Genomic DNA, 21,507 nt, shown 5'->3' on the forward strand with positions numbered 1-21,507 from the left:
AAGGTGGTCTTCCCCGGGCCCGGCCGGGGTAGGGCGGTGCGGCCCGCACGGGAGGGGGTCCCGCCGGCTGCGCTCGGGTGACCGTGACCGGAGGTGGTGCTGCCGGCTGCCCTCGGTGGACCCGCACTCACGCGATGTGGCTCCTGTCGCGTCGAATCGACAGTGTGCCATGGAAGCGCTCCCACAACAAGCGCACGGAGCGCTGGATCAGCTCCTTGTTTCGATCTCGTTTTGGGTCTTTCACAAAGGCGTGACGGGCGTTACAGTCGCAACATCGGTCGATGGGAGCGCTTCCATCGACAAGGTTCCAAGTAGAAGATCACCGGGGCCGTCTCTGACGGGCTCGGTGAACCAGAACCGAGGGCCGACGACGGGCCAGCCCGGACGCCGTCGTCAGCCATCGTCCCGCCACATGGAGGGAGGTGGAACCAGAGCCACTCGCGTGGCCCGGCTCCCGCGCGACACGCACGGCAGGACCCAAATCTCGCCCGTGTGTGTGCAGTTACGGTGGGGACGGGGGTTGCCCTCCCCCGTCCCCACACTAAACCCCCGTACACGATAGGAAAAGAGGCCGACGGGACAGGCGCGTTGCGCCGCCCGGACGGCCTCGTTCGCTGCTCGGGGCCAGACCCGCCTCCACCACGCCAGCACCGGCCGCCTCGACGGCCGGATGACCGGCCGGCCGCGCCTGCCCTATCATGGGAGCGCTCCCGAACATTCGGCGGTGGCCCCGTATCCATGAGGAGAATCCATGTCGATACCTACTGGGCCCGCCGGCCCTCTGCGCTTCCCGGACAACTTCGGCTGGGGCGCGGCCACCTCCGCGTACCAGATCGAGGGCGCTGCCAAGGAGGATGGGCGCGGCGAGTCGGTCTGGGACACCTTCAGCCGCGTCCCAGGGCGCACCCGTAACGGCGACACCGGCGACGTGGCCGCCGACCACTACCACCGGTACGCCGAGGACCTCGACCTCATGCGCGACCTCGGGCTGCGCAGCTACCGCTTCTCCATCTCCTGGCCACGGATCCAGCCCGACGGCACCGGCGCACCCAACCAGCGCGGGCTCGACTTCTACCGCCGCCTCGTCGACGGCCTCCACGAGCGCGGCATCACCCCGATGGCCACCCTGTTCCACTGGGACCTCCCGCAGGCCCTGCAGGACGCCGACGGGTGGGAGTCGCGCGAGACCGCCCTCCGCTTCGCCGACTACGCCGACGCGGTCTTCGAGGCCCTCGGCGACCGGGTGCCGGCCTGGCTCACCATCAACGAGCCCAAGACCGTGGTGCAGAACGGCTACCTCGTCGGCCACCACGCCCCCGGCCGGCAGGACCCGGACGCGGCCTACCTGGTCGCCCACCACCTGCAGCTCGCGCACGGGCTCGCGGTCAGCGCGCTGCGCGCCACCGGCAGCGCCAGCCGGATCGGCCCCGCGCTCAACCTGCACCCCTGCTATCCCGCTGACGACTCGCCGCAGGCCGCAGCCGCCTCCCGCCTCTACGACGGCTACGAGAACCGCCTCTACCTCGACTCCCTGTTCAAGGGCAGCTACCCGGAGGACGTGCTGGCCGATCTGGGCCCGCAGAGCCGGATGGTCCAGGGCATCCGCGACGGCGACCTGGCGATCATCTCCGCACCGATCGACCTGCTGGCCGTGCAGTACTACACGCCCATCTACGTCACCGCCGACGGCGGCACCGAGCACCGCTGGGCGACCTCCGAAGCCGAGTGGCAGCAGATCTACCCCGACGGCATGTACGACATCCTGACCCGGGTCACCCGCGACTACGGCCCGATCCCACTCACCGTCACCGAGAACGGGCTGCCCACACCGGACACGCTGGCCGTGGACGGCACCGTCCACGACGCTGGTCGGATCAACTTCCTCCGGGACCACCTCGCTGCCGCACACCGGGCCATCGCCGCCGGCGTGCCGCTGGAGAGCTTCCACGTCTGGTCACTGCTGGACAACTTCGAGTGGAACGAGGGGTATGACCAGCGGTGGGGACTGGTCTACGTGGACTACCCGACCCAGCGGCGGGTGCTCAAGAGCAGCGCCACCTGGTACCGCTCCGTGATCGCTGACGGCGGCTTCTGAGCGGCCGCCTCCCGGACAGCCGGGCCCGGACGGCTCGGCTCCGGTGAGCCGGTGACCGTCCGGGACCCAGCGCCGGGGTCGGTCAGCGGGGCAGCGCCTGCTGCAACTCCGCCCGCAGCGCCGGGGTGAGCATCTCCCCCGCCTGCTTGGCCAGCCGGGCCATCTCGTAACCCACCACACCGATGTCCGCGTCACCGGCGGCCAGGGTGGCCAGGATCGAACCGTCGCGTACCTGCATCACCAGGAAGTAGCCGCGGCCCATCTCGACCACCGTCTGCTTGACGATGTCGCCGTCGAACATCTGGGCCGCGCCCGCGGTGATGCTCATCAGCCCGGAGGTCACCGCGGCCAGCTTGTCCGCGTTGTCGCGGGGCAGGTGGTCGGAGAGCGCCACGAGCAGCCCGTCGGAGGAGACCACCACCGCGTGCGCCACGCCCGGCACCCGCTCCGCGAACGCGCTCACCAGCCAGCTCAGGTCACGCGCCTCCTGGCTCAACGTCGTCACTGTCGTCGTCCCCCTTCGTCGTGCCCCCTGGACGGTGGCACGGGTATCTCGGTGGTGTCCTCGGCCTCGGCGCGCCGCACTCCGCTGTAGAGCCGGGAGAGCATGCCGCCGACCGCCTCCGGGTCCGGGTCGGTGCGGGTCGGTGCCGACGTTGGTTGTGCCGAGCGGGTGACCGCGCTCAACTGTGCCATCGGCACCCGCATCGGCAGCCCTCGCTCATTCGTACCGGCGGTGACCGGGATCGCCGGTGGCACCGGCTGCGCGGGCACGACCGGCGCGGACGGATCCTGCCGCGACCACCAGCCCCCGCCGTTGTCGCGAGCGCCGGCCGGGGTCAACACGTCCTCGGCGCGCACCGGCACCGGACGGCCCTGGCGCGGCACGGCGACACCCGGTGGCCGACCGGCCACCGGCAGGTCCCGTGCCTCGACGCGCGGCCCGGAGGCGACGGCCTCCCGCACAGCTCCGGGCTGCCGGGCCACTCCCCGGGCGGCGCTCGTGGCCAGCATCCGGGCCGGCGCCGGCGGATCCAACTCCACCGAGCCTGCCGGGGCCAGCAACACCGCGGGCAACGCGAGCCGGGCGACCAGGCCGCCCTGGTGGTCGTCCAACCGCACCCGTACGCCCAGCCGGGACGCCAGGTGGCTGACGACGAAGAGACCCATCCGCTCCACCGCCGCGACGTCCGCGGCCGGCGGGGTGGCCAGCACGGCGTTCGCCTCGGCCAACGCCGTCGGGCTCATGCCCAGGCCACGGTCGGCGATCTCGATCAGCGCACCCCCGGAGTCGACCCGGGCGGTCACCACCACGCTGGTGTCCGGGCGCGAGAAGGCGGTGGCGTTCTCCAGCAGCTCGGCCAGCAGGTGCACCAGCTCGCCGACGGCGTGCCCGACCATGTGCACGTCGGCCACCGCCTCGATCCGGACCCGCTGGTACTGCTCGATCTCCGCCGCGGCGGCCAGCAGCACCGCACCGAGACCGACCGGCCGGTTCCACCGACGGGTGGAGTCCGTGCCGGCGAGCACCAGCAGGCTCTCGTCGTTACGACGCATACGAGCGGCCAGGTGATCGAGCTTGAACAGGTTCTCCAGCTGGTCCGGGTCGCTCTCCTCGCGTTCCAGGTCGTCCAGCAGCTCCAGTTGGCGCTCCACCAGCACCTGGCTCCGGCGGGCCAGGTTGACGAACATCGCGTTGACGTTGCGTCGCATGAGCGCCTGCTCGACGGCGACAGTGACGGCACTGCGGTGCACCGCCACGAACGCCTCGGCCAGCTCGCCGATCTCGTCGAGCGAGCGGACCACCGCCGGTGCGACATCGATGTCCGGCACCCCGCCTCGGACGGTCTTCAGACGGTCCAGCGCCTCCGGCAGCTCGACCTGGGCGATCTGGAGCGCCTGGCTCCGCAGCAACCGCATCGACCGGGCGACCGAACGACCGACCAGCAACGAGATCAGCAGAGCGACCAGCAGGACCGCGACGATCCCGCCGACGACCAGCAGGGTGGCCCGCAACTGCCCGTCGCTGGCATCGTCGGCCTGCCGCACGGCGTCGTCGAGCACACCCGCCTCAAACTGGCGCAGCAGCTCCTGCCGCTGCTGGCTGGCCCCCCACCACTGCTCCGACGGCAGCACCTCCGGCGCCTTGTCGCCGGCTGGCAGGCTGCGCTCCTCCAGCCGGGTGGCGACCACGAACATCGGGGCCACCGACGTCTCGTCGTACCGGCGGATCTGGTCGGACGTCGCGGCCACCCGGAACGCGCCGAGCGCGGTCAGCTGCTGGGCGCGCAGATCGGTGAGGAGCACCCGGTCCTCGGTGCCGTACCCGCCGGCGCGGGCGGCGGCGTAGAGCTGGGCCCGCACCCGGGAGGAGAGCTCCTTGACCCGGGCCAGTTGGACGTAGCGCAGCACCGCGTCGTTCAACGCCGGCTGGTCCTGACCAGGGGTCGGCTCGGCGAGCAGGTCGATCAGCGCGCCGATGGCCCGGTGGTAGTTGCTCAGGATGGTCTCGCTGCTGAGCACCGCCGGTGGGATGGCGGGACGGATGTCGACCACCTGGTCGTACGCCTCCAGCGCCTCGGAGAAGGCCACCCGCCAGGACGCGTCGGCGTCGGCCAGCGGCTCGGCGGCCCGGCGCAGGTCCGCGACAGCCCGGTCGGTGGCGGTCTGCAACGGCTTCAGGTCGGTCGCCGTGGTCTCCCGCTCGCCGCCCCTGCGCAGCTCGCCCAACTCACCCGCCGAACGGTCGCGCTCCTGCTGGAGCTGGTGCACGGCGGCGGTGATCTGTCGGCCGATGCCGACCTGGCTGGAGAAGTCGTTCAACACCGTCGTCCGCCCCACCAGCGCGCTGGTCTGCACACCGGCGAGCAGCAGGAACGCCATCGAGGGCACCACCAGCACGGTGGCGAGCTTGGTGCTCATCCGCCAGTCCCGCAGGCGGAACGGCGAGCGCCGCCGGTGCGGCACCACTCGGACGTCGAAGCGTCGCCGGCGATGGTTCGACACCGCGCCGTTCGCCGGCTCGGGACCTACCGCCACCCTGCCTCCTCCGTCCTACCGCGTCCACCGCGGTCCGGGGAGCGCCGTCCATCCAACCAGGCTCGGGAGCGCTGTCAACGGCCCGGGCAACGCGGAGGTTCAGGAAGGATACTGCGGGTGGGACCGTCCTGCCGTGGTCGGCAGGACCAGCTCGTCCGTCCGGCCGATGTCGGCGAGGCCGATCGCGTCACCGAACCGGCCAAGTGCCACCAGTGCCGCGCCGGTGGCGCCGATCTCCGGGTTGCGTTGGTGCGACACCGGCCGCGGTGCGAGCGCGGCGGCGAAGGCCTGCCGCCACCACACCGACGCTGCCACGGCACCCCCACCCAGCACCACACCGACCGGTTTGTCGATGGTGGACTCCAGCACGGCGAGATCCTCTGTGACCAGGTCACACAGCCCCTGCATCAGCCCGGCCAGGATGTCCACCGAGGTGGTGCTGAAGCTGAGGCCACGCAGTTCGCCGCTGCCCGCCGGCGCCAGGCCGGGCGCCCGGTCGCCACCGAAGCGGGGGTCGGCCGGTCGGCCACCGCCCGTCGGCACCAGCGCCAACGCCGCGTCCAGCTCCGCGCCCCGGGGCAACCGCAGCTCCCGGTCCGCCCAGGCGAACAGGTTGCCTCCGCAGGCGTACGCCGCGCCGGTCACCACGTGGTCGTGGTCGACCCGGTAACGCCACAGCCGTTCGGGGAGCCGGGGCATCGGCTCGCCGGCCGGGATCCGCTGCATCAGCCGTACGGCCGCGGAGGTGCCCACTGTGACGGCGGCCCGGCTCGGGTCGACGCAGCCCGAACCGACGTTCGACGCGCCGCCGTCGCCGACCGGCGGTGACCACCGGGCCTGCGCCAGCTGCGGCCAACGGCCGGCCAGGTCGGCCCGCAGCCGGCCGTGCCAGTTCAGCTCCCCGAGGGGCGGCAGGTCCTGCGGTCGCGCCCCGGCCAGCGTCAGCGCCTCCTCGTCCCAGCGCAGGGTGCGCAGGTCCAGCAGGCCGGTCCCGGAGGCCTGGGAGATCGACATGGGCGCCGAGTCGAGCAGCTCGCCCAGCACGTACTCGGGCAGACCGACGAACCGGGCGATCGGGCTGCCGGACTGCTCCCGCAACCAGGGCAACCGCATCGACCAGTACGAGCGGTGCCACCAGCAGCCGGTGCGTTGGTGGAAGCCGTCCGGGTCGGCCGGCCCCGCCGTGCCGCCGACCGGCGCGGGCCGGGTGTCCAGCCAGGTGACCACCGGGCCCATCGGGGCACCGGCTCGGTCCAGCGGGAGCACCGAGTGCCACTGCGCGGAGACCGCCACCAGACCGACGTCGTGCAGGTGCCCCGCGTCGGCCAACTCGTCCAGGCACTCGACCAGGGAGGCGAGATAGTCGGGACCGGACAGCGTGCCGGTGCCGTCGTCGCCGATGGCGAGGTCGACCTTGCGCCGGGCCAGGGCACCGGGCAGCGGCTGGGTGTCCCCGTCCAGCACCAACCCCCGGACGGAGGAGGTACCCAGATCGAGCGCGAGAATGTTCATCGCCGGTCAAGTTACCCGGTGCGAACAGGGCAACGGGCGCGTAGGGTGGATCACATGTTCGCGCATCTGACCAGTTGGTGGCCCGCCGACCCGGCGGCCACCCTCCGCGCGTAGCTTCATCCACGCGGCCGCCCTCCAGGCGGCCGCCGGATCTCCCGGCCGGATGGCTGCCTCAACGGCGGCGCCCAGCCCGACGGAGACCCCGATGACCCACCTGACCGACCTGATCGCCGCCATCGCCAGCGGTGTCGACCCTGGTCCCTTCGCCCTGCTACGCCGTGAGGGCGCGGGCGAGCTGGAGCTGTTCACCGGCCCGGTCGACACTGTCGAACGGCTCGCGGACATCCCGCTGACGCCGGGCGCACCCGGTGCGCAGACGCTGGCCCTGGTGCCGTTCCGGCAGATCTCCGAACGCGGCTTCGCCTGCGTCGACGACGGCGCCCCGCTGGAATGCCTGCAGGTCCGCGACCATCGACGGATCGCCCTGGCCGACGCCCTGGCAATCCTGCCCGACGAGCAGGTCCGCACGATCGACGCGGCCTTCGACATCACCGACGAGGAGTACGCACGGACCGTGCACCGGGTGCTCGCCGAGGAGATCGGCCGCGGCGAGGGCGCCAACTTCGTCATCCACCGCACCATGCACGCCACAGTGCAGGGCCCACCGCTGATGGCGGCGCTGGCCGCGCTGCGCCGGTTGCTGGTCGCCGAGCGCGGCGCGTACTGGACGTTCGTGGTGCACACCGGCACCCGGACGATGGTCGGCGCGAGCCCGGAACGACACGTCAGCGTCGACGACGGCCTGGTCATGATGAACCCGATCAGCGGCACCTTCCGGCGCGCGGGTGACACCCCGGACCGGGAGGCGCTGCTGCGGTTCCTCGACGACCCGAAGGAGGTCGAGGAGCTGTACATGGTGCTCGACGAGGAGCTGAAGATGATGGCCACCGTCGCCGAGCACGGCGGCCAGGTGATCGGCCCGTACCTGAAGGAGATGTCACACCTGGCGCACACCGAATACCTGCTCGCCGGGCGGGGCACCCGGGACGTGCGGGAGGTGCTGCGCGAGACGATGTTCGCCCCCACCGTGACGGGCAGCCCGATGGAGAACGCCTGCCGGGTGATCGCCCGACACGAGCGCCGGGGCCGCGGTTACTACTCCGGCGTGCTGGCCCTGCTCGGCCACGACGAGGCCGGCCGACAGACGCTCGACGCCCCGATCCTGATCCGCACCGCGGAGATCTCCCCCACCGGCCGGCTGCGGGTCCCGGTGGGTGCCACCCTGGTCCGGCACTCGACGGCGGCCGGTGAGGTGGCCGAGACGCACGCCAAGGCCGCCGGTGTGCTGGCTGCTCTCGGCCTCGGGCCGGCGGCGCCCGACCGTGGGAGCGAGCCGGTCGCGCGGCTGGCCGACGACCCCGCGGTACGCGACGCGCTGGCCATGCGCAACGCACCGCTGGCGCGGTTCTGGTTGGACCAGCGGGCACCGGACGCACCCGGGCTGCCCGGGTTGGTGGGCCGTCAGGCGTTGATCGTGGACGCCGAGGACACCTTCACCGGCATGCTGGCCCACCAGCTGGGCGCGTTGGGTCTCGCGGTGACCACCCGACCGTGGCACGCGAGCGGCTCGGTCGACGGGTACGACCTGGTGGTGGCCGGTCCCGGGCCGGGTGACCCGGGCAGCACCGACGAGCCGAAGATGGTGGCGCTGCGGGAGCTGCTGGGCGGGCTGCTGGCGACCGGCCGACCCACCCTCGCCGTCTGCCTCGGCCACCAGGTGCTGGCCGGTCAGTTGGGGCTGCCGCTGCACCGCAGGGACGCGCCCTACCAGGGGTTGCAGCGGGAGGTGCCGCTGTTCGGCACAACCCGGCGGGTGGGGTTCTACTCGACGTTCACCGCCCGCGCGGAGGCGGACCGGCTGGACACGGCGTACGGGCCGGTGGAGTTGGCCCGGGATCCGGGTGACGGGGCCGTGCACGCCCTCCGGGGACGTGGCTTCGCCGGGGTGCAGTTTCACCCCGAGTCGGTGCTCAGCCCGGACGGGCTCGCCGTGCTGACCGAGTTGCTGACCGACCTGCTGCCGGCACCGCGCGCCGACGAGCTGTCCACCACCGGCGGGCGCGCATAGTCGCTCCGCCGGAGGGTAGGGCTGGAACGACCGGTGGCACGGACGGGCCGAGAGCCAGCCCCCGCCCGCGCCACCGGTCGTTTCCGCCGTCAGCCGGCCATGCCCGCCTTCAGCGCGGTGCCCAGCAGCACCGCACGCCGCGCGGTCAGCGCACAGGCGCCGAGTGCCACGGCGTCCGGGGCGATCTCCCCGTTGTTGCTCGTGTGCGAGGCGCCGTACGGGTTGCCGGCGATGAACTGGCTGGTGTCGGTGTAGCCGGGGGTGACCACCACACCGCCCCAGTGGTAGAAGACGTTGAAGAGCGAGGTCAGCGTGGTCTCCTGCCCGCCGTGCGAGGTCGCCGTGGAGGTGAAGGCGGAGTAGACCTTGTTGGCCAGCGCTCCCTGCGCCCACAGCGGGCCGGTGGTGTCGATGAACTGCTTGAGCTGGGCCGCGACCATGCCGTACCGGGTGGGCGCCCCCATGATCACCACGTCGGCCCAGGACAGGTCGTCGACCATCGCCTCGGGCACGTCCTGGGTCTCCAGACGGTGCGCCTGCCAGCCGGAGTTGGAGCGGATCGCCTCGTCCGGCGCCAACTCACGCACCTTGCGCAGGCGCACCTCGGCGCCGGCCTCCCCGGCGGCCTCGCAGGCCGCCTGAGCCATCTGGTACGTGATGCCGGTGGCGCTGTAGTAGATCACCGCTACCTTGGTCTGGGCAGCCATCAGATGTTCCCCTATCTCGTCTCGGGTCAGCTCTCGCGACTACCCGTCGCGCGCGATCTCTAACGGCGGCGCCCGGACGATCCCACCCACCGATCGGCGGGGCTCAATTTTTCCGCAACTTCCCGGTGGTTTTCGCCCTGCGCCCCGCATAGACGACGATCCTGATGCCATCGGTGCCGGCGGGAACCAGCCGCCGCCCTGCACCGGGCACCTGAACGGGGGATCGCGCTCCGCCACCAACGACGCTGGCGTAGCGCGATCAGGGGCCGTCCAGCGTGCTCACACCGGGTGGCGGACGCGCTCAGTGGACCAGGGCCGCCATCAGCCGGTCCAGCTCGGCCGCCGGGTCAGCGGTGAGCCCGGTGTGCACCGGCCCGGTCTGGATCATCGTGCTGCGCGGAGCCGCCAGCCAGTGGAACCGCTCGCCGAGTCGCATCCGGGTCGCCGGCCCGTCGCCGGCGCACGTCCGGTTCAGGGAGTCGAGCACCGCGGCCACCGCCGGCAGGTCCACGTCGGGTGCCAGTGCGCGGACCCGGTCGGCGTCGAGGTGCGTGCGCGCCGCCAGGAAGTCACGTTGCTGGCAGTAGAGCAACACCCCGACGTTGATCTGCTCGCCGCGCTCGATGCGGGGCACCAGCCGGATCAGCGCGTACTCGAAGGGATGCCTCATGCCGCGCTCCCCTGCGGCAGCCAGTCGGCCCTGCGGGCGACCCGGCGGGACAGGTGCTCCAGGTACGCGGCCCGCGCGGCGTCGGCCGTCTCGAAATCGGCAGCGGTCAGCCAGTCCGCCGGCACCAGGGCGAGCACTTCGGTGAGCAGCTCCGGGGTGACCCGGGGGGCCAGCTCGGCGTCGGCCTCGGCCAACAGTGACGCGTACGGGGCGAGCACGTGATCCTCAGCTCGGTAGGCCCGGTGCACTGCCGCCTGGGCCCGGGGCCAGTTGTGGTGGAAGTACAGCGAGGCCCCGTGGTCGATCAACCACAGCTCGCGGTGCCAGACCAGCAGGTTCGGGTTACGCCAACTCCGGTCGACGTTCTCCACGTACGCGTCGAACCAGAGCACCCGGGAGGCCAGCGCCGCGTCGACGGGATGCGCCATCGGGTCGAAGCCGAGCGCCCCGGGGAGGAAGTCCATCCCCAGGTTGGCGCCGCCGCTGTTGCGCAGCAGCTCCTGCACCTCCTGGTCGGGCTCGGCCCGCCCGATGACCGGGTCGATGTCGAGCACCACCAGCGGGGGCACCCGCAGCTCCAGGCGGCGGGCCAACTCACCGCAGATAACCTCGGCGATCAGCGCCTTGGGCCCCTGGCCGGCGCCTCGGAACTTCGCCACGTACGTGCCCAGGTCGTCGGCCTCCACGACGCCAGGCAGCGACCCACCCTCGCGCAGCGGGGTGACGTAGCGGATCGCGGTGACCTGGCGGAGCACGACGCCCACCCTACTGGGACCGGTTGCCCGGCCCGCACCGGTGAGCGCGATACCTCTGAGTCATAAAAATGCCTCACAGTCATCACGCTCACCGGTGCGTGCCCGCCGAAGCGGGTGGGTCAGTCGAGCTTGTCGCGTAGGTCGTCGACCTGCTGTTGGAGGCGGTCCACCGCGCTGTCGTTGTTGACGAAGGTGGTGATGCCCGCGGCGAGGCCCAGGCCGATCAGGACGGCCAGGATGCTCAACACGAGGCCGCCGATGGCCACGCCCCGGCCGGTCACCCCGGGCCGGCGGGCCATCTTCAGCCCGACGATGCCGAGGATGATGCCGATGATGCCGAGCACCAGCCCGATCCAGGCGAGGATGGCGGTCAGCACGCTGAGCAGGCCGGCCACCCCGAAGACCAGCGCGAAGGTGGCGGCCGCGCTGGTCTTGGCGGCGGTGGTGGACGCCCGGTGGGTCCGCGACCCGGCCGGTTCGCTTGCGGCAGTCATGGGACTCCCTTCCGTACGCGCGGCGCGCGCACTTCCGGGTGACCGCCTTCCCACTGCCTGGGCCGTTATGCCACACCCTTGGGTGGTGCTTCCGGCGGGGTGTCGGAGCGGGGAAATCGCCGTTTGAGCCGGGTCTTGGCCAGTACGGCATCGACGGCGGCGTCGAGAGATTCCTGCGGTGCCGTCACGCGCAGCCGCTCGAACAGCTCGGCTGGCGGATTCAACCGCACGTCGGAAAGATACCCGTACTCGTCGATGACCTCCCCGTCACCGCACTCGGCCAGAGCGATCGTCGCAGCAATGGCCAGCACCTGCGAGGCTGGATCCCGCTGTGAGCTCACCCAGACGAACAAGCCGGACTCAGGATCCTCGCTGCCTGGGAGAAACAGGTCAGCGCTGATCAGGGCCCCCGCCTCGCACTCGGGCAACTCGAAGAACATGTCGAGGTCGTCGTTCAATTCGTCGGCGAGAGGATCGAGTCGCTCATCGAGCTTCGCGTCCGACGCTGGCACGCCTGTGCCGCCACGCCGCCGCGCGACCGTGGCAGCGGCAGCCTGCACCTGAACCGGAGAGCCCGACTGGCCGAGGATCTCGGCCAGTCGGACGCCCGTGTGCGCGAGAGCCTCCCGCAAGGTGAAGGAACGATTCACTCTGCAGTGCCACTCGATTGCCACTGCCGAACCCTAGCTGCAGACACCGGCCAAGCAGCGAATCCAACCAGTCTTCGTCTTGATGTGGATCTCCTTCACGACACCCTGCCGCGAGATGGCTTCGATCGGCCCCCCTCTGGCGAAGTCCAACAACTTCGCGTGGTCCATGTTCTCGGCGCGAATGTAGAGGAGCGCATTGCTGTAGGACGCGTTCTTGAGCTGCTGCTCGGCCTTTGTGGCGTGACGCAGGACCCCGCTTCCACTGGTACCTGTGTACTCCTTCAAACTGGTTGGCACGCCGTCCAGCCAGCCGTCGATGCCCGGGGTGTCTTTTTGCGGCTGGCCGACGAACTCTTTTCCGCCGAGGTGGTCACCGATTTCGTGGGACTGCGCGATCTCGACGTCGTTCATGTGCTCGGTCTTGGTTACCTTGCACGCGCTGGTGTTGTGCACCAGCACCGAGACGTCCGCCGGCGCGACGTAGTAGGTGTGCAGCCCGTCCACCGTCAGGTTGTGGACCTGCGTCACCTCCGTGTGGCGGCTGACCTTGGCGATTTGAACGGCCGTGCCCGCCGAGGTCCGCAACCACTGACCGGGCAGCAGAGCCGCGGCCTGCACCCACTCGTTCAGCTCCGGCACCCAGAACGGGTGGTTGTCCGTGGCCGTCACCGTCGTCTCGGCCGAGCCGGCCGGGCCGTCGGCATCGATGGTGACCTCGACGAGGTTCTTCTCGCCCGTGCTGTGGATCGTCCGGGTCACCTGGCGACCCTCGGTGACGGAGTTGACCGGGTCCGTGGCCAGCACCTCGTCGCCGATGTTCAGCTTGTCGATCGCGCGGGTGGATCCGTCGGCCATCAGCACCGGCGTCCCCGGGAGGAAACTACTGGCCTTCTTGCAGCCCTTGCTCCCGAACTTGTACAGCTCCCGCAGAAGGTCTGTGCCACGTTTGCCGCCGGCGATCCAACCTGCGACCGGGATCATCGCGGCCAGTGACAGCAGTGCCCCTTCGGTGTCGCCGTCCAGATAGGCGATAAGGGCGTCGACGGCGTCGCACGGTTCACCCACCACCGGGATGAAGCCACAGATGGTGAGCAGAATCTGCCCGACCAGCTTGCCCTCTGCGGCGTCCTTGCGGTCGTAGTACTCGACGACACCATCACAGAGAGGGCCGTGGCCCCACGCCTGGGTGCACCAGTTGTCACCACGTTCGATCGCGCCGAGGAGCGGGTTGGAGCAGATTCGCTCCAAGTGCATGTACAGATTGCACTCGACGCTGCCCGGGTCGGGTGTGCCGGCGGCACGCCGCGCCTCGGCCTCCTGACGTTGCAGGGTGATCGCCGCCTGGAGCGCCTCGGTGGCGTACTGCCGCGCCTCCGCCGCGCTCTTGCCGGCCTCCTCGGCCGACGCCTTCGCCCGCGCCGCCGACTGCTGAGCGTCGGCCGCGTAGTTGGCCGCCCTGGACGCCGAGGTCGTCGCCGCCTGCGCGGATCTCTCCGCCGCCTGCGCGTCGGCCCGCGCGCTCGCGGCCGCATTCTTGGCCGTCTGCGCCGACGCGGCCGCGTCCACCGCGGACTGTTGGGCCGCCACCGCCGACTGCTGGGCCTGCGCAGCGTAGGTCGCTGCCTGCTCAGCCGAGATGGCGGCCTGCTGCGCGTACCCTTCCGCCTCAGCGGCGGCGGATCGGGCCCGTGCCGCCGCTTCCGCCGCGCGGGCAGCATCGACCCGGGCGAGAGCGGCGCTGCGCCCCGCGTCCGCAATCATCGCCTTGATCTTGGCGACGTGCGCTGTCGTCTCCTGATCCCGCTGTCGGGCCTGGTGCTGCCCGGCAGTGAGGAAATGCCGCAGAGCCGACCGTGGACCGGCGAGCGCGATCGTGGCTGCCGCCTTGGTCTCGGGGCCGCCAGCACTCATCACCTGGGCGACCCGGATGCGGTCGTCCTGCTCAGCCGCCGTGTAACGGCCAACCCTGAGGAATTCGTGCCGATCCTGGTCGGTGCCGTTCAGAGCTGCCTGCGCCGCCGTCTTCGTGGTGGGTCCACCGGCAGTGATCAGCTGACCGATGAGAATTCGGTCGTCCTCGGTCTTGCCGGGATAGCTGCGGGTCCGCAGGAACTCGCGCACATCGGCATCGGACCTGGTCAGCGCCGTCTCGGCAGCGGTCTTGAGTGCCGGCTTGTCAGTGCTGTCCGCCAGGTGAGCGACCACCGCCCGATCGTCCTGAGCGGCCGCCAGGTTCAGCCCGGTGGTCACGAACGCCCGCACGTCGAGCTCGGAGCCGATGAGGGCCTCTTCGGCCGCTATCCGCGTCCACGTCCCGCCGGTCTGCATCAGCCGCGCGGCCACCCGACGACCATTGGCGAGCACCACTTCCGGAGCGGCACCGGGCGCAGTGGCCGAAGCCAGCAGCGCCCGGGTCTCCTCGTCACGCTGCTTCTCCTGCGCCTCGTCCCAGGCAGCCTGAGCGAGTCGCTCGGCTTCCTCTGTCCGCTCGACCTCGGCTGCCATCACGGCTTCGGCGGTCATCGCCGCCAGCCGTTCGGCGTCTGCCTGCCGGGCATCCACCTCGACCAACCGCGCCTGCTCGGCAGCCTTGGCGGCGTCTTCGGCGGCGGTCATGGCGTTCTTCGCGTGCTGGGTTGCCATCTGAGCCGCGTACGCCGCATCTCCTGCTCGCGCCGCGGCCTCCTCCGCGGCCAGCGCCGCGTTCTCGGCATGGGTTGCGGAAGCGCGGGCAGCGGTGGTGGCCTGCCCGGCGGCGACCGAGGCGCGGCGCGCCTCCAAAGCGGCAGCGTTGGCAGCGCGCTGCGACTCCTGGGCCTTGGCACGGGCTCGCGCCGCAGCCTGCCGAGCCTTGGCCGCCTCGGCCGAGGACACGTTCGACTGATTCGCGGCCTGCTCCGCAGCCTCCGCTGCGGCGATCGAGTTGCCGGCCGCACTCGCTGCGGCGACCCCCGCGCTGTCGGCGGCCGACGAGGCCCGCTTGGACGCCTCGGAGGCGTCCGCGGCTCGCCGTGCCTGCTTCGCCGCGTCCCGGGCGACCTTCGCCGCGTCCCGCGCCTGCTGCGCCTTCGTGGCGTCGCCCGCGGCCTTCGACGCCGCCGTGTACGCCCGTGACGCCGCGTTGCCCGCCAGTGCGGCAGCCTGGGCGGCGCGAGCCGCTGACGCGGACGCCACCCGTGCGGCTGAGCTGGCGGCGTTGGCCGCGCCGATCGCACGCTTTGCGGCGTCGGCGGCGCGACCGGCGGCCGCGGCCGCCCGTGCGGCCGCTGCCGCGGCGTCCGTCGCCGAGTCCCTCGCCGCGATGGTCTCCGCGGCTGCCCGCTGCGCTGCCTCCTTGGCCAGGCGAGCCGACTCCACCGCCCGGTCTGCGGCGTGTTCCGCCTGCAGGGTCTCCTGGGCTGCCAGCAGGCCCGCGTCCCGGGCCAGGTCGGCGAGTTGAGAGATGGTCAGCATCTCCTGGTCACGCGCCCGGGCCACATGCTGGCCGTACAGCAGGAACTCGCGGATGTCCTCCGGAGTTCCGTTCAGGGCCGCCGTCGCCGCAGCCTTGACGTATGGGCCGCCTCCCGAAAGCAGCTGACCGGTGCGGATGCGGTCATCGAGTTGCTGGGCGTCGTGCTGGCCCCGGGACAGGAATTCGGTAACGGCCTCGTCGCTGCTGTTCAGCGCGACCTGACCGGCGCGTTTGACCTCATTACCGCCGGCATTGATGACCTGCGCAAGGCGGATCCGCTCGTCGATGGCGAAAGCGGCCTCCCACCCTCCGTTGAGGAACGTCCGGCGAGCCTCGACGCTGCCGAGCAGCGCGCTCTCGGCCGCGTTCTTCATCGTGGTGCCGCCGAGGCCGGCATACTCCTCGACACGCGTCAGATCGTCCTGCTGCCGGGCGGCGAAGTAGTCGTCCACCAGGAACGTGGCCACATCTTCGTCGCTGCCGACGAGTGCCTGCTCGGCAGCGCGGGCGACGCTCGGGCCGCCTGTCCGGAGCAGCAGCAACGCCTGATAGCGACTGTCGGCCACCTCTATGTCGTCAGCTGCCGACGCCGGCACGGCCAGCACGCTGATCGACACGGTCGCGACCAGTGCCGCCGCGAGCATCGTTCGACCTCGAAACCGCCATTTATTCGATAGACTTCGATGTATTCTGGACACGATCCACCCCTTGAACCGCAGTTTTGGAAATCGCCATGATGATCCCGCCGCCGACAGGGCGGCGGGTTCGACGGACGCACGGATTCAGAGGATGGGCCGGAGCCCGTCCTCTGAATCGACGTGGTAGACCCTTAGGAGGTGAAGGGGTAACGCAGTTCGAGGATCGTGGCTTCGCCGCGGTCCTGACCAACGCCGACCGGCTGCCATTCCCTGGGCAGGACCTCTTCGACCTCGACCACGGCGGGATCGTCCTTGACCTCGACCTTCGCCGCGAGCGTGCGCGTGACGTCGCCACGGACGAAGTAGACCTTGGGGATCTCCATGGTGAGCAGGCCCGAGGCGCCGCTGGCCTTGAAGCAGAAGTTGACGCCACCCGGCAACGTAAGGTCGTTGCTCTGCACCAGGATCAGATCATCCGGCGGGTTGTTGGGGGTCGAACCACAGTCGGCCAGGACGATGTGACCATCACCCTTGATCAACTTGACGCCCCGCTGGGCCAGCACCTGCGCGGCACCCGGGTAGGCGTAGTCCTCCACAATCGAGGGCGGCGTGTCCTCGGCTGCGGAAGGAAGTTGACTGACGATTACGGCTGCGGCGCTGGCCAGCACAACAGCGGCACCGCCGGCGATGGCCGTCTTCCAGGAAGAAATCTGCACTGATCGTTCACCCCGTGTGAAGTCACCCGAGAACCACGCCGTCCGCACAGTGAAGCGCGAAGCGACGCGGTGGTGCCGCTGCAGCACCAGATGGTGACAGGGGAGATCGTGCCACATCTACGTCTCGCCGTGGGTCCCGCTGTCCGTCGGGTGCCCTAACCTGGCGCAACCGATTGCGGGGAAAGGGGTCCGATGACCAGGGAGCTCACGGCGTCCGAGGCGCTCGATCTGCGGATGATGAGTCTGCTGCTGCGCCCGCACCCGAGCATCCGGCCCGGCGACGTCGCCGAGGTGGTCCAGTGGTTCGGCGCGATGCAGGCGCAGGATCTGGCGAGCGGTCTGTGGTCGTTGGGCGCGCGGCTGCCCGGGCAGAGCGTCGTCGACGTGCAGGCGGCGCTGGAGCGACGTGAGGCACTGCGCACCTGGCCGATGCGGGGCACCGTTCACCTCGTCCCTCCCGCAGACGCCCGCTGGATGCTGGAGCTGACCGGCGTACGCTCGCTGGCTGGCGCGGCGACCCGGCGCGCGCAGCTCGGGCTCACCGAGACCGACGCGGACCGGGCGGTGGACGTCCTCGGCAGCGCTCTGGCCGGTGGCGGCCGGCTCACCCGCGCGCAGTGCCTCGCCGCCCTGCGCGCCGCCGGCATCGGGACCGACGGCCAGCGCGGCTACCACCTGCTCTGGTACGCGAGTGTCCGCGGGGTGACCTGCGTGGCACCGAACCTGGGCACCGAACAGACCTTCGCGCTGCTGGACGAGTGGGCTCCCGAGTCACGCCACCTGGAACGGGACGAGGCGCTGGCCCTGCTCGCCCACCGCTACGTCCGCGGGCACGGGCCGGTCACCGCCCGCGAGTTCGCCGGCTGGACGGGTCTCACCCTGACCGACGCGCGGCGCGGCCTGGCCGCCGCCGCCGATGACTTGCTGAGCACGGTACGGGTCGACGGCGAGCCGATGCACGTCGACGCGGCGCTGGCCGACACCGCCCCTCCCCCGCTGGACGACACGATCGTGCTGCCGGGCTTCGACGAATACCTGCTCGGCTACCGGGACCGCTCGTTGATGCTCGACCCCGCACACCAGGCGGCCGTGGTGCCCGGCAACAACGGGATCTTCCAGGCCACAGTGGTCCGCTCCGGGCGGGTGGTGGGCGTGTGGAAGCGCAAGGTCGGCCGCACCGCGGTCACCGTGACGGTCCAGCCGCTGACGATGCTCGACGCCGCGGCGCGGGCTCGGGTGGAGCAGGCGCTCGGACGGTACGCGGACTTCCTCGGGTTGCCTCCCCGCTTCGACTGGCTGACCTGACCGCGCCGCGTCAATCCTCGGTCGGGGCCCTGTCGGCCCGTCGTGGGCGGGCGGTGCTGAGCAGGTCGACGATCCGGGTCACCCGAGGATCCGAGCGGATCTCCGCCACGGTTTTCGGCAGTGGCAGCCGCCAGTTCGGATACTCGTCCACAGTGCCCGGCATGTTGGGTTGGCGCACCTCGCCAAGCACGTCGTAGAGGGAGACGCCGAGCAACCGGGTCGGGCTGGCCGCGAGCGCGGCGTGCATCGCCACCACCACCTCGCCGTCGTCGGGTGTCGGAGCCGCACCGGGCGACGCTGGCTCGGCGGTCGGCGCCGGGTCGGGCAGCAGGCTCTCGGCACGCAGCATGTCCAGCATCCGCTCCCGGTCGGTGGCGGCCCGGGCCCGCTCCACCGCCACGTCGGTGCCGAGCAGCTTCAACTCGTCGCGCACCCGGACGTGCTCGCCGGTCAGGAAACCCGGCGCGGTGGGCAGGTCGTGTGTGGAGATCGTGGCGAGGGCGTTGCGCGGCCAACGGGCCGGCGGGACGAACCCGCCGTCGTCGTCGCGAGCGAACCACAGCACTGTCGAGCCGAGCATGTTGCGCCCGCGCAGCCCACGGGTCACCGCGGGTTGGACGGTGCCGAGATCCTCCCCGACCACCACCGCGCCGGCCCGGTGCGCCTCCAGCGCGAGGATGCCGAGCATCGCCTCGGCGTCGTAGCGCACGTAGGTGCCCTCGGCCGCGCCGGCGCCCGGCGGCACCCACCACAGCCGCCACAGGCCGGCGACGTGGTCGACCCGCAGACCACCCGCGTGTCGCAGGGTCCGGCGCAGCATGTCCCGGTAGGCCGCGTACCCGGTGGCGGCGAGCCGGTCGGGACGCCAGGCGGCGAGCCCCCAGTCCTGGCCGAGCTGGTTGAAGTCGTCCGGCGGCGCGCCGACCCGCACACCCTGGGCCAGCACGTCGGCGAGCTGCCAGCCGTCCGCGCCTCCGGGGTCGATGCCGACGGCCAGGTCGTGCACCACGCCGACCGGCATTCCGGCCGCCCGGGCCGCCGCCGTCACGGCGTCCAGTTGCTCGTCACACAGGTGCTGCAACCAGGCGTGGAAGGCCACCCGGTCGGCGAGCTGCCGACGCTGCTCGGCAACCGCCGGGGCGTCCGGGTGGTGCAGGTCCTCCGGCCAGGCACGCCAGTCGTTGCCGTGCCGCTCGGCGAGCGCGCACCAGGTGGCGAAGCTGGCCAGCGCCGGGTCCGCGGCAAGGTCGACCGGCTGGGCGTACGGGTGCAGCAGCTCCAGGGCGCGCCGCTTGGCGGCCCACACCTGGTCGTAGTCGATCAGATCCCCACGGTCGGGGCGCAGGGCGTCGACCACCGCCCGGGTGGCCGGGTCCGCCGCACGGTACGCGGCGGTGTCACTGACCCGCAGGTACAGCGGGTTGACGAAGCGTCGACTGGCGGGCGAATAGGGCGAGGCGGCGACCGGGTGCGCCGGCCCGACTGCGTGCAGCGGGTTGAGCAGCACCAGCCCCGCGCCCGTGTCACCGGCCCAACCGGTGAACTCGGCGAGATCGCCGAGGTCGCCCATGCCCCACGAGCGTTCCGAGGTGAGCGCGTAGAGCTGGAGCATCCAACCCCAGGTGCGTGGCGGCACCGGCAGCCGACGGGGCACCACCACCAGCGTCGCCTCGCGGCCGGCGCAGGCCAACCGGTGCCAGCCCAACGGCAGGTCCCCCGGCAGCTCGCTGTCGACCGCGCGGCGGCCGCCGTCCTCAAGGGTGACGACACCCGGGCTGGGCAGTGCCCGGGTGGTGCCGTGGGCGAGCACCACCGTCTCCGGCAGTGCGCCCCGGTCGACGGCACGGGCGGCGGTGAGCGCATCGGCGATGGCAGCCGGGCTGGTGGCGTCCACACCGAGCAGCCCGAGCACGCCCACCACGGTCTCCGGTGCGACCTCGACACGGCGGTGCCGCCAGTCCTCGTACCAGGTGGACACGCCGTGCGCGTTCGCCAGCGCGGCCAGTCGTCGGTTCATCCCGCCCCCCGCCTCACGACTCGACCTCCGACCACCTTGCCACGACCGGACGCGCGGCGCAGGACACGGCGAGGGCCGGCGGGCGAACCCGCCGGCCCACCTCGCTGGACGCTGTCAGTCGTCGAGCGCCCCCGCCGCCCGACCGTCGCGCAGGGTCAGGTTGCGCCCGGTGGCCGGATCGAACAGGTGAATCTTCTCCAGGTTGAACCAGACCCGTCGCGACTGCCCCTCGGCGACCGCCGACTCCGCGGACAGCCGGGTCACCAGGTTGCCGCCGCCTCCGGCGAAGTCGGCGGCACCGGCGTCGGCGGCCAACTCCTCCAACTCGGCGGCGCTGGCCTTCTCGCCCTCCACGGTGAAGTAGACGTACTTGTCCGAGCCCATCGACTCGACGATGTCCACCGGCGCCTCGAACTCCATGCCCCGGCGACGGGTGTCGTCGTCGACCAGCTCGGCGTCCTCGAAGTGCTCGGGGCGGATGCCGAGGATCAGCTCACGGGGCGCGTCGGCCGACTCCAGTTCCCGACGGATCCGGTCGCCGATCGGCACGTCACCCAGGGCGGTGTGCAGGCTGCCGTCCTGCACGGCGGCGTGCAGGAAGTTCATCGACGGCGAGCCGATGAACCCGGCGACGAACAGGTTGCGCGGGTGGTCGTACAGCTCCTGCGGTGGCCCGACCTGCTGCACCGCGCCACCGCGCATGATCACCACGCGGTCGCCGAGGGTCATCGCCTCGGTCTGGTCGTGGGTGACGTAGACGGTGGTGGTGCCGAGCTGCTTCTGCAACCGGGACACCACAGTGCGCATCTGCACCCGCAGCTTGGCGTCGAGGTTGGACAGCGGCTCGTCCATCAGGAAGGCCTTGGGCTGCCGGACGATCGCGCGACCCATCGCGACCCGCTGGCGCTGACCGCCGGAGAGGTTGGCCGGCTTGCGGTCCAGCAGGGAGGTCAGCTCCAGCACCTTCGCCGCCTCGTCGACCTTCCGGTTGATGGTCTCCTTGTCCATCTTCGCCAGCCGCAGCGGGAACGCCATGTTCTCCCGTACTGTCATGTTCGGGTACAGCGCGTACGACTGGAACACCATGGCGATGTCCCGGTCCCGGGGCGCCTTGTCGTTGACCCGCTGCCCGGCGATGCGCAGCTCACCGGAGCTGATGTCCTCCAACCCGGCGATCATGTTGAGGGTGGTGGACTTTCCGCAGCCCGAGGGGCCGACCAGGATCACGAACTCGCCGTCGGCGATCTCCAGGTCGACGTCCTGCACGGCGACGGTCCCGTCCGGGAAACTCTTGCTCACCTTGTCCAGCACGATGTCAGCCATGACT

General features: G+C 71.5%; 15 protein-coding genes. 3 read left to right on the plus strand and 12 right to left on the minus strand.

What is annotated here, in order from left to right:
* Window positions 1–751: 751 nt before the first annotated feature.
* Window positions 752–2,095: a GH1 family beta-glucosidase gene (locus GA0070619_RS17875; RefSeq protein WP_088949110.1), complete on the plus strand. Its 1,344-nt coding sequence runs from the start codon at window positions 752–754 to the stop codon at window positions 2,093–2,095.
* An 82-nt stretch (window positions 2,096–2,177) separates the two neighbouring features.
* Here GA0070619_RS17875 and GA0070619_RS17880 read toward each other — a convergent pair whose 3' ends face one another.
* The 3 genes from GA0070619_RS17880 to GA0070619_RS17890 form a co-directional block, all read right to left on the minus strand.
* Window positions 2,178–2,600, minus strand: a complete 423-nt coding sequence (locus GA0070619_RS17880; protein ID WP_088949111.1) for a roadblock/LC7 domain-containing protein — start codon at window positions 2,598–2,600, stop codon at window positions 2,178–2,180.
* Complete coding sequence (locus GA0070619_RS17885) at window positions 2,597–5,134, minus strand: sensor histidine kinase (protein WP_172862066.1); 2,538 nt, start codon at window positions 5,132–5,134, stop codon at window positions 2,597–2,599. The genes GA0070619_RS17880 and GA0070619_RS17885 overlap by 4 nt, the downstream gene beginning before the upstream one ends.
* Before the next feature lie 99 nt (window positions 5,135–5,233).
* A complete protein-coding gene (locus GA0070619_RS17890) occupies window positions 5,234–6,646 on the minus strand; it encodes an FGGY family carbohydrate kinase (RefSeq protein ID WP_088949112.1) in 1,413 nt (470 codons plus the stop codon).
* A 205-nt stretch (window positions 6,647–6,851) separates the two neighbouring features.
* On the opposite strand from GA0070619_RS17890, the gene GA0070619_RS17895 reads away from it, so the two are divergent.
* Entirely contained in the window at window positions 6,852–8,774 is a 1,923-nt protein-coding gene (locus tag GA0070619_RS17895) for an anthranilate synthase family protein (RefSeq protein ID WP_088949113.1), read from the plus strand.
* An 89-nt stretch (window positions 8,775–8,863) separates the two neighbouring features.
* On the opposite strand, the gene wrbA is transcribed toward GA0070619_RS17895, so the two are convergent.
* The 7 genes from wrbA to GA0070619_RS33540 all read right to left on the minus strand — a co-directional run bounded on the left by wrbA (window position 8,864) and on the right by GA0070619_RS33540 (window position 16,975).
* Window positions 8,864–9,481, minus strand: a complete 618-nt coding sequence (gene wrbA, locus GA0070619_RS17900) for an NAD(P)H:quinone oxidoreductase (RefSeq protein ID WP_088949114.1) — start codon at window positions 9,479–9,481, stop codon at window positions 8,864–8,866.
* Window positions 9,482–9,782: 301 nt separating this feature from the next.
* Window positions 9,783–10,151 (minus strand): DUF3037 domain-containing protein, encoded by a 369-nt coding sequence (locus tag GA0070619_RS17905; RefSeq protein ID WP_088949115.1) that lies wholly within the window; start codon window positions 10,149–10,151, stop codon window positions 9,783–9,785.
* The gene (locus GA0070619_RS17910) at window positions 10,148–10,906 is read right to left on the minus strand and encodes a HipA family kinase (protein ID WP_088951884.1); all 759 of its coding nucleotides are present in this window, start codon (window positions 10,904–10,906) and stop codon (window positions 10,148–10,150) included. The genes GA0070619_RS17905 and GA0070619_RS17910 overlap by 4 nt, the downstream gene beginning before the upstream one ends.
* 119 nt (window positions 10,907–11,025) lie before the next feature.
* Window positions 11,026–11,400 carry a hypothetical protein gene (locus GA0070619_RS17915; RefSeq protein WP_088949116.1) on the minus strand — a complete coding sequence of 125 codons (375 nt, stop codon included), beginning with the start codon at window positions 11,398–11,400 and terminating at the stop codon, window positions 11,026–11,028.
* Between the two features lie 65 nt (window positions 11,401–11,465).
* Window positions 11,466–12,074: a hypothetical protein gene (locus tag GA0070619_RS17920; protein ID WP_157744045.1), complete on the minus strand. Its 609-nt coding sequence runs from the start codon at window positions 12,072–12,074 to the stop codon at window positions 11,466–11,468.
* Between the two features lie 9 nt (window positions 12,075–12,083).
* Window positions 12,084–16,202, minus strand: coding sequence for a polymorphic toxin-type HINT domain-containing protein (locus tag GA0070619_RS17925; protein WP_231927085.1), 4,119 nt, complete (start codon window positions 16,200–16,202; stop codon window positions 12,084–12,086).
* Window positions 16,203–16,333: 131 nt separating this feature from the next.
* Complete coding sequence (locus tag GA0070619_RS33540; RefSeq protein WP_231927086.1) at window positions 16,334–16,975, minus strand: hypothetical protein; 642 nt, start codon at window positions 16,973–16,975, stop codon at window positions 16,334–16,336.
* A gap of 75 nt (window positions 16,976–17,050) precedes the next feature.
* On the opposite strand from GA0070619_RS33540, the gene GA0070619_RS17935 reads away from it, so the two are divergent.
* On the plus strand, window positions 17,051–18,163 hold the full coding sequence (locus tag GA0070619_RS17935) for a winged helix DNA-binding domain-containing protein (protein ID WP_088949119.1): 1,113 nt from the start codon (window positions 17,051–17,053) through the stop codon (window positions 18,161–18,163).
* A 10-nt stretch (window positions 18,164–18,173) separates the two neighbouring features.
* Here the strand turns inward: GA0070619_RS17935 and malQ are convergent, their stop codons facing one another.
* Complete coding sequence (malQ, locus tag GA0070619_RS17940) at window positions 18,174–20,180, minus strand: 4-alpha-glucanotransferase (protein ID WP_088949120.1); 2,007 nt, start codon at window positions 20,178–20,180, stop codon at window positions 18,174–18,176.
* Between the two features lie 114 nt (window positions 20,181–20,294).
* The gene (locus GA0070619_RS17945) at window positions 20,295–21,503 is read right to left on the minus strand and encodes an ABC transporter ATP-binding protein (RefSeq protein WP_088949121.1); all 1,209 of its coding nucleotides are present in this window, start codon (window positions 21,501–21,503) and stop codon (window positions 20,295–20,297) included.
* Window positions 21,504–21,507: the final 4 nt, after the last annotated feature.

The organism is Micromonospora zamorensis (assembly GCF_900090275.1).
Taxonomy (GTDB): Bacteria; Actinomycetota; Actinomycetes; order Mycobacteriales; family Micromonosporaceae; genus Micromonospora; species Micromonospora zamorensis.

What these genes read in the sequence shown, in the direction of transcription:
- GA0070619_RS17905 (WP_088949115.1), bottom strand. Translation starts at nt 10,151, where the DNA reads ATGAGGCATCCCTTCGAGTACGCGCTGATCCGGCTGGTGCCCCGCATC.
- GA0070619_RS17890 (WP_088949112.1), bottom strand. Translation starts at nt 6,646, where the DNA reads ATGAACATTCTCGCGCTCGATCTGGGTACCTCCTCCGTCCGGGGGTTG.
- GA0070619_RS33540 (WP_231927086.1), bottom strand. Translation starts at nt 16,975, where the DNA reads ATGTGGCACGATCTCCCCTGTCACCATCTGGTGCTGCAGCGGCACCAC.
- wrbA (WP_088949114.1), bottom strand. Translation starts at nt 9,481, where the DNA reads ATGGCTGCCCAGACCAAGGTAGCGGTGATCTACTACAGCGCCACCGGC.
- malQ (WP_088949120.1), bottom strand. Translation starts at nt 20,180, where the DNA reads ATGAACCGACGACTGGCCGCGCTGGCGAACGCGCACGGCGTGTCCACC.
- GA0070619_RS17875 (WP_088949110.1), top strand. Translation starts at nt 752, where the DNA reads ATGTCGATACCTACTGGGCCCGCCGGCCCTCTGCGCTTCCCGGACAAC.
- GA0070619_RS17945 (WP_088949121.1), bottom strand. Translation starts at nt 21,503, where the DNA reads ATGGCTGACATCGTGCTGGACAAGGTGAGCAAGAGTTTCCCGGACGGG.
- GA0070619_RS17915 (WP_088949116.1), bottom strand. Translation starts at nt 11,400, where the DNA reads ATGACTGCCGCAAGCGAACCGGCCGGGTCGCGGACCCACCGGGCGTCC.
- GA0070619_RS17895 (WP_088949113.1), top strand. Translation starts at nt 6,852, where the DNA reads ATGACCCACCTGACCGACCTGATCGCCGCCATCGCCAGCGGTGTCGAC.
- GA0070619_RS17935 (WP_088949119.1), top strand. Translation starts at nt 17,051, where the DNA reads ATGACCAGGGAGCTCACGGCGTCCGAGGCGCTCGATCTGCGGATGATG.